Source organism: Streptomyces sp. NPDC051740 (assembly GCF_044453165.1).
GTDB classification, from domain to species: domain Bacteria; phylum Actinomycetota; class Actinomycetes; order Streptomycetales; family Streptomycetaceae; genus Streptomyces; species Streptomyces atrovirens.
The window spans coordinates 336,443-349,497 of sequence record NZ_JBITCL010000003.1; the positions used below are offsets into that span (position 1 = coordinate 336,443).

The 13,055-nt window shown below is 73.2% G+C and carries 9 protein-coding genes and 1 pseudogene; 2 read left to right on the top strand and 8 right to left on the bottom strand.

What is annotated here, in order from left to right:
- Positions 1-27 precede the first annotated feature (27 nt).
- Both ACIA6T_RS07250 and ACIA6T_RS07255 read right to left on the bottom strand, forming a co-directional pair.
- Positions 28-219, bottom strand: coding sequence for a hypothetical protein (locus ACIA6T_RS07250; RefSeq protein WP_399445556.1), 192 nt, complete (start codon positions 217-219; stop codon positions 28-30).
- Positions 220-638: 419 nt separating this feature from the next.
- Positions 639-1,139: a metallophosphoesterase family protein gene (locus tag ACIA6T_RS07255; RefSeq protein WP_399445557.1), complete on the bottom strand. Its 501-nt coding sequence runs from the start codon at positions 1,137-1,139 to the stop codon at positions 639-641.
- Positions 1,140-1,352: 213 nt separating this feature from the next.
- Between ACIA6T_RS07255 and ACIA6T_RS07260 the strand changes: the two genes are divergently transcribed.
- Positions 1,353-3,290, top strand: a complete 1,938-nt coding sequence (locus ACIA6T_RS07260; protein WP_399445558.1) for a glycosyltransferase family 2 protein — start codon at positions 1,353-1,355, stop codon at positions 3,288-3,290.
- 382 nt (positions 3,291-3,672) lie between these two features.
- Here the strand turns inward: ACIA6T_RS07260 and ACIA6T_RS07265 are convergent, their stop codons facing one another.
- The 5 genes and pseudogenes from ACIA6T_RS07265 to ACIA6T_RS07285 all read right to left on the bottom strand — a co-directional run bounded on the left by ACIA6T_RS07265 (position 3,673) and on the right by ACIA6T_RS07285 (position 8,585).
- Positions 3,673-4,485, bottom strand: coding sequence for a hypothetical protein (locus ACIA6T_RS07265; RefSeq protein ID WP_399445559.1), 813 nt, complete (start codon positions 4,483-4,485; stop codon positions 3,673-3,675).
- Positions 4,486-4,915: 430 nt separating this feature from the next.
- Positions 4,916-5,191: pseudogene (locus ACIA6T_RS07270) on the bottom strand (sugar phosphate nucleotidyltransferase); the annotation flags it as partial.
- 100 nt (positions 5,192-5,291) lie between these two features.
- The gene (locus ACIA6T_RS07275) at positions 5,292-5,471 is read right to left on the bottom strand and encodes a hypothetical protein (RefSeq protein WP_399445560.1); all 180 of its coding nucleotides are present in this window, start codon (positions 5,469-5,471) and stop codon (positions 5,292-5,294) included.
- 137 nt (positions 5,472-5,608) lie between these two features.
- Complete coding sequence (locus tag ACIA6T_RS07280; RefSeq protein WP_399445561.1) at positions 5,609-6,028, bottom strand: CBS domain-containing protein; 420 nt, start codon at positions 6,026-6,028, stop codon at positions 5,609-5,611.
- Between the two features lie 109 nt (positions 6,029-6,137).
- Positions 6,138-8,585: a SpoIIE family protein phosphatase gene (locus ACIA6T_RS07285; protein ID WP_399445562.1), complete on the bottom strand. Its 2,448-nt coding sequence runs from the start codon at positions 8,583-8,585 to the stop codon at positions 6,138-6,140.
- Between the two features lie 237 nt (positions 8,586-8,822).
- On the opposite strand from ACIA6T_RS07285, the gene ACIA6T_RS07290 reads away from it, so the two are divergent.
- Positions 8,823-10,967 carry a SpoIIE family protein phosphatase gene (locus tag ACIA6T_RS07290; RefSeq protein ID WP_399445563.1) on the top strand — a complete coding sequence of 715 codons (2,145 nt, stop codon included), beginning with the start codon at positions 8,823-8,825 and terminating at the stop codon, positions 10,965-10,967.
- A 462-nt stretch (positions 10,968-11,429) separates the two neighbouring features.
- Here ACIA6T_RS07290 and ACIA6T_RS07295 read toward each other — a convergent pair whose 3' ends face one another.
- Positions 11,430-12,710: a S1 family peptidase gene (locus ACIA6T_RS07295; protein WP_399445564.1), complete on the bottom strand. Its 1,281-nt coding sequence runs from the start codon at positions 12,708-12,710 to the stop codon at positions 11,430-11,432.
- Positions 12,711-13,055 lie beyond the last annotated feature (345 nt).

Consider the following 13,055-nt stretch of genomic DNA (forward strand, 5'->3'; position numbering starts at 1 on the left):
CGGGTGCGGACGTCGGTGCGCGGCTGCTTACCGGTAACGCCCGGCCGGCGCGGCGGCGGCCGTACCGCCCGCGGCGACCAGCCCCAGCGCGGTGCCGAGCCCGAGGACCCCGCGTCGGGTCAACTCCGTGCCGGGCACGGTGTCCCGGAGAAGGGTCCGAGGGGGCTCGGTGCCGTACGGGTCGGTGTTCAGCCCGCGTGGGGCCGACTGGTCGGACATGGGCGCACTCCCGGCGCGACGTGTTCGCGCGTGCGTGGCGGATGGTCGCGGCGTGCGGCACGCCGAAGGGATGTGCGACAGCGGACCGTCGGACAACTCGCCGCATATTGCGCCTATTCGGACACGGCAATCAGCATCGACACCCCTGCCGTCCGCCCGTCCACGTGAGGCCTGGGAGGTCCAACCGGCCCCTCCAGCCCTCCTGATTCACCTGACTCACCCGACTCACTTGTTTCCCACCGGTCACGACGGAACGGCGACCGGGTGATCCGGAGGAAAACCTGACAATCAGGTGTGTTACTCCCGTGGGAGGGGGGTAGTCGCCCGGTACCACCTCCGATCGTGGGAAGGAGGTCCGTGAGAGCGCACCTACTCGCAGAGTCCGGGCCGCTTCCACCGACACGAAGCGGCCCGGCCCATCAGCGCGGGGGCAGCCGGTGGAGTTCCACCTCCGTGAGCCGGCCCCCGGTGACCGTGGCGGTCATATAAGTGCAGTGGGGCTGTCGGCGGCGGTCCGTCGGTGATCCCGGGTTGAGCAGGCGAAGTCCCGTGGGAGCGGTGGTGTCCCACGGGATGTGACTGTGCCCGAACACCAGCACGTCAACCTCGGGGAAGCGCGCGGCGCACCGATTTTCCCGTCCCCGTGCCGGACCCGTCTCGTGGACAACTCCGAAGCGCAGCCCGTCGAGATCCGCGTACGCGATCTCCGGCAGCCGGGCCCGCAACCCGGGTCCGTCGTTGTTGCCGTACACGCCGACGAGTCTGCGGCTGCGGCTCTCCAGGAGATCGAGAGTGGCGGTGTCGACCCAGTCCCCCGCGTGCAACACGACGTCCACGTAAGGAAGTTGATCCAGCAGCGGCTTGGGCAGCCGCTTGGCGCGCTTCGGCAGATGGGTGTCGGAGGTCAGGAGCAGTCTCACGAACGGCAGCCTAGGCGGCGCCGTGCCCCGGGCGGGACGCCACGCCTCGAGTGATCCGGCGGGCACGCCGACCGGCGGGTACGGGAGGCCGTCACGGCGGACTCCCGGCGGCGAGGCGCAGCGGGGAACGCGGTGGCCGCGGCATTACGATCGGGCGACGCATACCAAGCCTGTACGTTCCAGGACAAAAGACCCGAAGGGCCCCACATCCAGATGCCGGTCAAGGTCAGCGTCATCATTCCCGTGTACAACCCGGGGACCCACATCGAGGACTGCGTCTCCTCGCTGCGGCGGCAGTCGCTGCCGCCCGGCGAGTACGAGGCGATCTTCGTCGACGACGGCTCGACCGACGGGACACCGGCCCGGCTCGACCGGCTCGCCGCCGAGGACCCCCGGATGCGGGTGATCCACCAGGAGAACTCCGGCTGGCCGGGCAAGCCCCGCAATGTGGGGATCGACGCCGCGCGGGGCGAGTTCGTGATGTTCGTCGACAACGACGACTACCTCGGCGACGAGGCCCTGGAGCGGATGTACGCGTACGGCGTGGCCCACGGCGCCGACGTCGTCGTGGGGAAGATGGCCGGCAAGAACCGCGGGGTACCGGTGGAGTTGTTCCGCCGCAACCATCCGCGGGCGACGGTCGAGAACGCCCCGCTGATCGACAGCCTCACCCCGCACAAGATGTTCCGCCGGGAGTTCCTCGACCGTATCGGGCTGCGCTTCCCGGAGGGGCGGCGGCGCCTGGAGGACCACGTCTTCGTCACCGAGGCGTATCTGCGCGCGGACAACGTGTCCGTGCTCAGCGACTACGTCTGCTACTACCACATCAGACGCGACGACGCCTCCAACGCCGGCTTCCAGCGCTTCGACCCCGTGGGGTACTTCGGCAATCTGCGGGAGGCGCTCGACGTCGTCGAGCGGTACACCGAGCCGGGCGCGGTACGGGACCGGCTGTTCCGCCGCTGGCTGCGGGTGGAGATGGTGGAGCGGCTGCGGGCCCGACGGCTGCTGGGGCTGCCGGACGACTACCGCAGGGAGCTGTTCGCGGAGATCCACAAGGTCGTCGTCGAGCGGTTCGGCCCGGGTGTCGCGGCCGGGTTGCAGCCGACGCAGCAGGTCGTCGCCGCGCTGGCCGCGGCCGGCCGGTACGACGACGTGGTGGCCTTCGCCGAATGGGAGGCCGGGATCGCGCCGACGGCGGCGCCCGTGGGCGTGGAGTGGCGAAACGGCTCGCTGCACATCGGTTTCACCGCCGAATACACCTCCGCCCGCGAGCCGATGACCTTCCCCGCGGACGCCACCCGCACCCCGCTGGCCGACACCCCGAAGAACGTGGAGGAGGCGGTGGCGTGGGTCGGCGCCCAGACCGCGGCCCGGTTCGGGCAGGCCACCGCGGATCTGCTGCTGCGTGAACGGTCCAGCTCCGCCCAGTACTTCCAGCCCGTGGAGTTCACCCGGGAGACGGTTCCCGTCGACGGCGGTGAGCGGGCGCGGCTGGTGCTGCGGGCGACCGCGACCGTCGATCCCGCGGAGCTGCCGGGCGACGGGGTCTGGGACGCCGTCGTACGGGTGAGGCTGGGCGGCTGGACCAAGGAGTGCCGGCTCGGCCCCGCCCCGCGCGCCACGCGCCCCGAGCCGTGCGCGGCTGTGACCGGCCGCCGCGCGGTCCTGCCGTACTGGACCGAGCCGCACGGAAACCTCTCGCTGGACACGGGAGTCAAGGGCAAGCGGCTCGGTCTGGACGGTGTACGGCGGCCGGACGTCACCGTCTCCGGGGCCAGGCTGAGCGCCCGGATCCCGCTGCACGCGGCCGAGGGCACCCGGGTGGGGCTCAGGTTCACCGCTTCCGGCAGGACGCTGCACGCGTCCGGCACGCTCACCGGTGAGGCGGACGGACCGGGCTCCCTGCTGGAGGCGACGCTGCCCGCCCGGCTCCCCCGGGGGATCTGGCAGGTCGCGCTGAGCCCGGACCCCGATACCGCGCAACCCGCTTGGAGCGGGCTGCCGTTCACACTCCGCTCCGGCGGCGTCCGGATGCTGGTGGCGCCCGTACCGAGCCCCGGAACGGTGCGGAAAGTGGCGCGCGGTGTGCGGCGCGTGCTCGGCGCCGTCCGTACGAAGGCGGCTCCCGTGATCAGCGGAAGGCGGTGACGGAGGGCGGGCGCCGGAGCTCGAACCGCGGACGGGCCCGCCCGGCCGGAGGGCATCGGCCCGGTGCCGCCCTCGACGGTCCGCGAACCCGGTTCGGACGTCGACGGCGTGAGGGACTGCGCCCACGCACGGATCCGGTGGATCCGTGCGTGCGGCGGGGGGGGGGGGGGGGGGGGGGGGGGGGGGGGGGGGCGCCCCCCCCCCCCGCCGGCGCCCGCGGGGGGGGGGGGGGGGGGGTTGGGCGGCGGGCCCCCCCCCCCCCCGGGCCCCCGCGGCGGGGGGGGGGGGGGGGGCGGCGGGGCGGGGGGGCGGGGCGGGCGGCGCGCCCCCCCCCCCCCCCCCCCCCCCCCCCCCCCCCCCCCCCCCCCGACTCGCTTCGGGGTCAGGACTTGGCGTAACGCTGCTTCAGAACGCTGCGCTTGTTGGAGCCCTCGGCGTTCTCGCCCTTCTCGATGATCACCAGGTTGTGGTAGAAGTGCACGCCGACCACGTTGCGGTCCGTGTAGGTCGGCTCGTAGCTCTCGTCCACGAACTCCTCGTAGTTCAGCCCGTCCGTCAGACGCTTCAGCAACCCCATGCTGGTGTCCTTCGCGTCGAGGTCCTCGCTGCCCATCCATTCGGGCCAGTACGACGACTGCGTGTCCTCGACGGCGTAGACGCCACCGTCCTTGAGCAGGGGGAAGAGCGTCTCGAACGTCGTGATCACGTGCGGGCTGCGGTGGCTGCCGTCGTCGATGACGACGTCGATCCCGCCGATCTTGTCGGCGACGGCGTTCAGGGAACCAGGGTCGGACTGGTCGCCGATGAAGGTCGTGATGCGGTCCTCGTCGACGAATGACTTGTCCTGGATGTCCATTCCGAAGATATGCGCGTCAGGGAAGAACGCCTTCCACATACGCAGCGACGCCCCGCCCTGGCCGGCCCGGTTGTATCCGCCGATCCCGATTTCCAGAAGGTTGAACTTCTTGTTCCTCAGGTGCTGGAGATGGCGCTGGTAGTGCTGCGTGTAACGGTGCGCCCCCCATTTGTCCGTCTTGAAATGCACAGCCAGTTTACTGAGGTCGTGGGAGATGGCGTCCAGTCCGGTCGGCTTGACCGGCGCGGCCGGCTTGCCCGTGATCTGCCGCTTCAACTGGCGCAGAACCCGCACGTTCTTCTCACCCAACGCGGACTTCACCATGGGCCTGATCGACATCGCGAGACGTTCCTTTCACTGGGACAGCTCTTTGCGGATGAGGAGGAGTGCTTTGCGCTCGGCGACGTCCGCGCTCGCACCGGGCGGTTCCTCCGGCACGGCCCGCTCGCCGGTGAGTCCGGTGCCGCCGGTGTCGCAGCCTCGTCGGGCCGGCCCCGGGGCGGTGGTGGGCCGGGGCGGGCAGGTCGGTGTCGCGGCCGTCGCCGTGCGCCGGCTCCGGCCGGGGATGGCCGAGTCCGGGGTTGTCGAGGGTGCCGGCACGGGTGGGCGCGTCCGGCGCGGTGCCCCTCGGCGCGTCGGACACGGGCAGCGTACGGACGCAGCGGCCGGCCTCCAGCAGACCGACGGCGTTGCCGGTGCCCTTCCGGCAGCCCTGGATGACCGTGCGGCATACGTCGGCGCGGGGGCCGACCGGATACCGGACGGCGGGGGCGGTCAACGCCGCGTGGGCCGGTCCCGGAGAATTCCCCTGGAAAACGCAGGCGGCCTGCGGACAGAATTTCGATCCGTCACCGACCGCGTACTCGATCTTCTCGGCCGTGTCACCGACGGCGGTCCCGACATCGCTGATGCCCGCGTCCGCCAGGGACTCCGGCTCGTGGAAGAGCACGGGTTTGTCGGCCACGGGCACCAATTGTTCGGGCGAGGTGCGGGTGATCGGCCTCAGCCGGGTTCCGGCACCGCCGGACAGCACGAGAGCCTTCATTCGGCTCACCATAGTCGTGTTCCGGCCGATGGGACGTCACTTGCTTTATTCGTGCGTCATGAAATCCCGCGAAAGGGCCGACCAGCCGCCCGGACGCGGGCTAATCATCGCCTCTTACGATGTTTCCCTCCACACTCGTGTCCGGGGTGGTGGAGGTGGTACCGCGGTCCACGGCGGGGAGGCAGGTCCGCAGCGGGTCCTTGCCGCGCAGTCGCCGGGCTCGCGCCCAGCCGGTCTCCGCCCGGCGGGGTCGGGGCTGGTCAGTGGTCTCCGAGGTCACGACTCATCATCTTCCTTCTGTCCGCTGCCCTCCGGGTCCCCGGCGCCGCGCCGGACAAACACCCGCCCGCCGTACAGGCTTCCGCCTCCCGGCGCCCCGGCCCGGACGGAGCGCTCCCGTCCGGGCCGGCGTCCTCGTCAGGTGTTGGGCCGGGCCACGCTGATGTCGCCCAGGGCGGACTCCGGGTCGCGCTCCATGGCGGTGTCGCCCAGCGAGACGACGCCGACGGGGCGTCCTTCCTCGACGACCGGGACGCGGCGCACGGCGTGTTCGCGCATCAGCCGCACCGCGTGGTCCAGGTCGTCGTCCGGGGCCACGGTCACCGGGTCGTCGCTGCACGCGCCGGCCACGGTGGTGTCCTCGGGGTCGCCGCCCCGGGAGACCGACCGCACCACCAGGTCGCGGTCGGTGACCAGTCCGCGCAGCCGGTCACCGTCGGTCACCAGGACGGACCCGAGGTCGCGGTCGCGCATGATGCGGGCGACCTCCGCGACGGAGGTCTGCGGCCCGACGGTCACCGGCGCGCCGGTCATGATGTCGCGCACGTGCTGTGCCATGAGGTTCCCTCTCTCCTGTCTCTCGGTGGCGTCCCGGGTACCCGGCGGAGCGGTACGGTCACCGGGCGCGGGCGTTCCCGGCCGGCGGACCCGGCGGACCCGGCGGCCGTCAGGGCCGCAGCACGAACTCCGCCCACACCTGCTTGCCCCCGCTGACCGGAAGGGTTCCCCAGCCGGCCGACACGGCCTCGACGAGGAGGATGCCGCGGCCTCCGGTGGCCTCCCAGCCGATGCTGGTGGGCTTCACGGGGGTGCGGGGCGAGGCGTCGGCGACCGCGAGGCGCAGCCGGTCGTTGACCAGGGAGATGTCGAGACGGACCGGCCCTTCGGTGTGCACGAGGGCGTTGGTGACCAGTTCGGAGACGACGAGCAGGGCTCCGTCGACGTCCGCGGTCACCCCCCAGGAGCGCAGGGTGCGCCGGGTGAAGCGGCGGGCGTGCCCGACCGCCTGGGGCACCCGCCACACCGTCCAGCTCTCCCGCAGCGGGCGGGAGGCCATGCCGTCGTAGCGCATCAGCAGCAGGGCGACGTCGTCACTGCGCGGGGCCTCGCCGAGCAGGGCGTCCGCGACGGGCCCGAGGTGGGCGGGGTCGGCGGCGGACAGCTGCCGGGCGAAGCGGTTCATGCCCTCGTCGATGTCGGAGTCCGGGGACTCGACCAGGCCGTCCGTGGTGAGCGCGACCATCGTGCCGGGTTGCAGCCTGAGCGGGCTCATGGGGAAGTCGCTCTGCCGCACCACGCCGAGCGGCGGGCCGCCCTCGGCCTCCGCGATCTCGGTGCGGCCGTCCGGGTGGCGCAGCACCGGCGGCAGATGGCCGGCGCGGACGCACCAGGCGAAGCCCTCCTCCATGTCGACGTCGACATAGCAGCAGGTGGCGAAGAGGTCGGTCTCCATGTCCATGAGGAGCCGGTTGGCGTGGGAGACCACCACGTCCGGGGGGTGTCCCTCGACGGCGTAGGCGCGCAGCGCGGTGCGCATCTGGCCCATGAGGGTGGCGGCGCCGGCACTGTGCCCCTGGACGTCGCCGATGACGAGGGCGACGTGGTTGTCCGGCAGCGGGATCACGTCGTACCAGTCGCCGCCGAGCTCCAGACCGACGGTGCTGGGCAGATAGCGGGCGACGGCGACCGCGCCGGGCAGCCGGGGCAGGCGGCGCGGCAGCAGCTGGCGCTGGAGCATGCCGACCAGTTCGTGCTCGGCGTCGAAGGCGCGGGCCCGCGTCAGGGCCTGTCCGGCGAGGCCGGCGGCGGCGGTGAGCAGGGCGCGTTCGTCGGGGCCGAAGTCGTGCGGGGCGTCCCAGCCGATCAGACAGGCGCCGGCTATCCGGTTCCCGGCGGGCAGCGGCAGCATGGCCAGGCCGCCGGGGCCGACCTCGGCGAGGGCGGTCTCCAGCGGGGAGCCCGCCGGCCAGATCCGGGCTCGTCCCTCGCGCAGGGTGGCGGCGAGGGTGGGCATGGTGCGCACGGGCGCGTCGGGCCACTCGGTGCGCCACTCCGCGCGCCACAGGTCCGGCCACGCCTCCGGTTCCGGCGGGTCGAGGACGGTGACGACGAGCCGTTCGTTCTCCAGCTCGGCGAGCGCGATGCGGTCGGCCCGCAGCGGCCGGCGCAGCGCGGCGACCACGGCGTTGCCGACGTCGCGGACGGTGACCGCGGTGGCGAGCGCGGCGGCGAGGCGCTGGATCCGGGCCACGTCCGTGATGTCGGAGCGCAGCGTGGAGGCGTCGGCGACGGAGCCCACCAGCCGGGCGGGGCGCCCCTCCCCGCCGTGCACCAGCCGGCCGCGCAGCCGCAGCCACTTGGGCGGGCCGGTGGGCTGGAGCACCCGGAACTCCAGTTCGCGGTCGCCGATCGTCATGTGGTCGGCCTCGACGACGGACATCAGTGAGGGCAGGTCCTCCGGCACCGTCAGGCCCAGCAGGGTCTCCACCCGCCCGTCGAAGTCGTCCGGGTCGAGGCCGAACAGGTCCAGGATGTCCTCGCCGACCCGGACCCGCCCGGTGTCCATGGCGAGGCTGAAGCCGCCGGGCCGCAGGTCGGCGCCCTCGGCGGTGGCGGCCGGCGCGGGGAGGGCGAGGGCGTCGGCGACGAGACCGAGGCAGAAGCGGTCGTCGGCGTCGAAGCCGCCCGCGCGCTCGCTGACCGCGAGCAGGCAGCCGCCGCCGTCGCCGCGCAGGGGCAGCGCCGCCAGGAAGAAGTCACGGCTGGGCACGCGCCGTGACTGCGCCTGCGCGGCGAGGTCGTCCGGGCCCAGCCACACCGGCCGCCCGCGGTGGGCCTCGGCCACCGGGGCGTGCCCGGCGACGGGGTAGCTGTCCCGCACCCCGCACAGGGTTCGCGGGACCCCGACGGACTCCGCCAGGTACAGCAGCTCTCCGTCCGCGCCGGCCGTGTACACGGCGGCGAACGCGGCACCGGCGAAGACGAGGGCCTGCTCCAGGATCCTGCGTACCCGTTCGGGTGGCTCGGGGTCGACCGCGATCGCCGTCAGGGCGCCTTCCGCACGCAGCGTTCTCGTGCTGCGTCCCGCAGCGCCCTCACCGACCACGTTGGCCATTACAGCGCTTATGGGACAACCGCGCAGCCCCTGTGCGCGTTCGGCGGCTCCCGGGGTGCGCGGGGCGCGGAACACCCCGGGCGGCCCTACGGGCCGGGGTTTGGGGGTATACGGAGGGTGCGTGGCCCCGCGGGGCGTACGGTCCCCTTCCCTGTGGCTCGTCGTGCGCGACGGCCCGGCGAGGAGGAGATTGGGTCCCGGGACCGGGTGGCACGGCCGTACGAGGAGGTGGTCGGCGTGTCCGAGGGGCAGTCGTCCGCGCGGACGCCGGCGGGCGGACGGGCACCGGTCGGCCGTCCGCTGCTGTCCCTGACACTGGCCTCGATGATGGACGAGGTGCACGCCCACTCCGGGGCCGTGTACCTGCTCTCGCCGGACCATCCGGTACTGGAGATGGCGGTGATGGCGGGGCTGCCCCGCGCCTTCGCGGCCCCGTGGGAACGGGTGGGGCTGAGCGCGCCGATCCCGGTCTCCGACGCGGTGCGCGAACGACGGCTGGTGTGGGTGGGCGGCGAGGAGGAGATGGCCCGCCACTATCCCCGGATCGCCATGGTGCTGCCGTATCCCTTCTCGCTGGCCGCGCTGCCGGTGGCGACGGGGGCGAAGGCGTACGGCGCGGTCTTCGTGACCTGGCCCGGCACGCATCCGCGGGAGCTGTCCGACTGGGAGCGCGATCATCTGACCGCCGCCTGCGACCGGCTCGCGGTGCGGCTGGAGCGGGCCGCCGAGCAGAGCCTGCCGCCGGCACCGGAGCCGGATCTGCCGGCGGCGCCGATGGCGGACGGCATGGCCGGCGCGCTCGGCACGGTGGAGGCGGCACGGATGGTGTCCCGGCTGCCGTACGGCCTGTGCTCGCTCGATCTGCACGGGCGGGTCGGCTTCGCCAACGCCGCCGCCGCGGAGCTGCTGGGCGTTCCGGCGAACCGGCTGCTCGGGGCCCAGATGTGGGCGTCGGTGCCGTGGCTGAACGATCCCGTGTACGAGGACCGGTACCGGGCCGCGCTGTTCAGCCAGCACGTCACCTCGTTCGTCGCGCTGCGCCCTCCGGACGAGTGGCTGTCGTTCCGGCTGTATCCGAGTACCAGCGGACTCAGTGTGCGGATCAGCCGGGCGCGCGCGGTGACGGAGATGAACCGCGCGGCACCGCGGTCCGGGCAGGGGCAGCAGCGGCTGGTCACCATCACCCAGGTGCTGGGCCTGGCGGGTGCGCTGACCGAGACGGTCGGGGTGGAGGACGTGGTGCGGCTGGTCGCGGCCGAGGTCGTCCCGGCCGTGGGCGGCCGGGGGCTGGTGATCCTCGGGTCCCGGGCGGGCCGGCTGCGCGTGCTGGGGCACCAGGGGTACGCGGACGCGCGGGTGGTGGAGCGGTTCGACGGGATGCCGCTGTCGGAGCCGACCCCCGGCAGCCAGGTGCTGCGGTCCGGTGTGCCCGCCTTCTTCGAGAGCCGGGAGGAGGTCGAGCGTCTGTATCCGGCGCTGCTGGTGAACCCGTCCGAGTTCGCGGCGTGGGCGTATCTGCCGCTGATCGCCTCGGGGCGCCCGGTGGGGACGTGCGTGTTGTCGTACGCGGCGCCGCACCGCTTCACGACGGAGGAGCGGGCGGTGCTGACCAATCTGGCGGGGCTGATCGCCCAGGCGCTGGAGCGGGCCGTGCTCTACGACGCCAAGCACCGGCTCGCGCACGGGCTGCAGGAGGCGCTGCTGCCGCGCACGCTGCCGTCGCTGGCGGGGATCGAGGCGGTGGCCCGCTATCTGCCGGCCACCCAGGGCATGGAGATCGGGGGCGACTTCTACGACCTGGTGCCGACGCAGGGGATGGCGGCGGCGGTGATCGGGGACGTGCAGGGGCACAACGTGACGGCGGCCGGGATGATGGGACAGGTCCGTACGGCGGTGCGCGCGTACACGGCCGTCGGGCAGGCGCCCGAGGAGGCGATGCGCAGCACCAACCGGCTGCTGCTGGACCTGGGTTCGGAGCTGTTCGCCAGCTGTCTGTACCTGCGGCTCGACCCCGCGCGCGGGCGGGCCGTGATGTCCCGCGCGGGTCATCCTCCGCCGCTGCTGCGCAGACCGGACGGGCGGGTGCGGGTGCTGGACCTGGCCGGGGGCCCGCTGCTGGGCATCGACGGCTCGGCGGCGTACCCGTCGACCGAGGTCGGTTTCTCCCCCGGTTCGCTGCTCGTCCTCTACACCGACGGTCTGGTGGAGTCCCCCGGCACCGACTTCGAGGACGCCGTGGCCGACCTGTGCCGCCGTCTCACCGGCCTCGGCGACCTGCCCCTGGACGATCTCGCCGACGCCCTGGTCCAGCACGGCGCGGACGCGGAGAACCGGCTGGACGACATCGCCCTGCTCCTCCTGCGGGCCCTGCCGAGCGGCTGACCCGGCACGACGACCGGGGACACGCCCCCGCACCCTGACCGTCCCCGCACACCCCCCGAGCCACAGGCCCCACGGCCAATGCCCCGCGACCGAAGCCCCACCCGGCCTGACCACTTCAGGAGCGCGGGGAACTGGAAGGAACGCGGGGAACCGCGCAAAGGGGGTCTGGGAGGAAGGGGCGCGGGGAACCGCGCGAAGGGGGTCTGGGGGAAGGGGCGCGGGGAACCGCGCAAAGGGGGTCTGGGAGGAAGGGGCGCGGGGAACCGCGCGAAGGGGGTCTGGGGGCGAAGCCCCCAGGGACGGGAAGGGAAGGGGTGGCGGGGGCGAGAAAAGGCTCGGGCTCCGAGGGCGACACGGGCTGTGGAACCACGGGGAACGCCCCGACGGCGTGACAGGCAGCCGTCCCGGCCCGCCACGTGGGCGGCGGGCCGGGACCGGGGCTGTGCTCGGGACGAGGGTGCGTCAGTGGGTTCCGGTCAGACCGGAGCCGTCCTGGGCACCCTGGCCCGCGCCGTCACCGGCGCCCGCGCCGTCCCCGTCCCCGTCCCCGTCCCCGGGCTGGTCTCCCGCTCCGGCCTCCTCCCCGCCGGTCTCCTGACCGTCGGCCTCCTCGCCGGCGGCACCCGCGTCGCCGAGGGTCGCGCCGACCGCCGCCAGGGCCGTGGTGACCGGCTGGAAGAACGTCTCGCCGCCCGAGGCGCAGTCACCGCTGCCGCCCGAGGTCAGGCCGACGGCGAGACCGTCCCGGGTGAACATCGAGCCGCCGCTGTCGCCGGGCTCGGCGCAGACGTTCGTCTGGATGAGGCCGGTGACCGTGCCCTCCGGATAGTTCACGGTGGCGTTCAGGCCCAGCACCTGGCCGTCGGCGAGCCCGGTGGTGCTGCCCATCCGGAACACCTCCTGGCCGACGGTGGCCTCCGCGGCCCGGGAGATCGCGAGGGTCTGCTCACCGAGGTTCACCTCGCTCGGCGCGACGGTGGCGGGGTCGTCGTACGTGACGAGCGCGAAGTCGCCCTCGCCGGGGAAGACCGCCTGGCCGACCGTGGCGATCGGCTGCCCGCCCTGCGCGTCGGACCACTGCTCGGCCGCGACACCGCAGTGACCGGCCGTCAGGAACGCCGGAGAGCCGTCGCCCGCGGTGACGTTGAAGCCGAGCGAGCAGCGTGCCCCGTCGGAGAAGATGGCGTCGCCGCCGGAGGCGAACGTCCTGAACGTGCCCGCGGACTTCTTGATGGTCGCCATGCCGGAGCCGAGGCTCTCGACGGTGGACTCCAGTCTGTTCCACTTGTCGCCGGTCACCGTGCTGTCCGCGGTGACGAGGATCTTGTTGGTGCGCGGGTCGACGGCCCAGGAGGTGCCCGGGATGGTCGCCTCCGACTTCAGCGTCCGCGCCCCGGCCTCCAGTTCGGTCATGCTGTTGTCGACCTCGCGGACGGCCGCGCCCGCCTTCTTGGCCCGCACGATCACGTTGTTGTCGTCGCCCGGTACGACGTTGACGACGAGCTGCTTGTTGTCGCCGTCGTAGTAGGAGCCGGCGAACGCGTCGCCGAGGAGCCCGGCGAGCTGCGAGGCGAGGTCCGAGGCATCGCCCGCCTTCAGGGTCTTCGGCGCCGCCGCGGCACCGTCCGACGCTCCGTCCTGGGACGCGTTCGCGTTCGGGAGCAGGATCGCGGCGGCGCCGAGCGCCACCACACCGCCCACCGCCATCGCGGCCTTGCGCTTCGGAATTCGCTTGTGACTCAAACTTCTCGACCTCCTGGGGGGACCGGAGTCGCGCCGGTGTTCGGCAACTGTGGGGCGCCCGGACGGCTGTTGGTACGCACAGGCCGCGAGGGGCGTTCAATCCCGTGCGGCCGATCACGCTCGGCGACCGGTCGTGAGCGTTCGGTCGCGGTCGCGTAGCGGAATCCCGGCTTCAGTGAATCTGCACATCGAATGCCCAACCCGGTCACCGGAGCCGGGATTCGTCCACAGGCCGGCGGGCCGGGTCACGTCTTTGGGACCGGTGTGCCGGATTCCGGTCACCGGGGCGCAAGTGGCCGGACGAGTCGATGCGGTGGGGCATGTGAAGAAGTCGCCGCCGAGCCG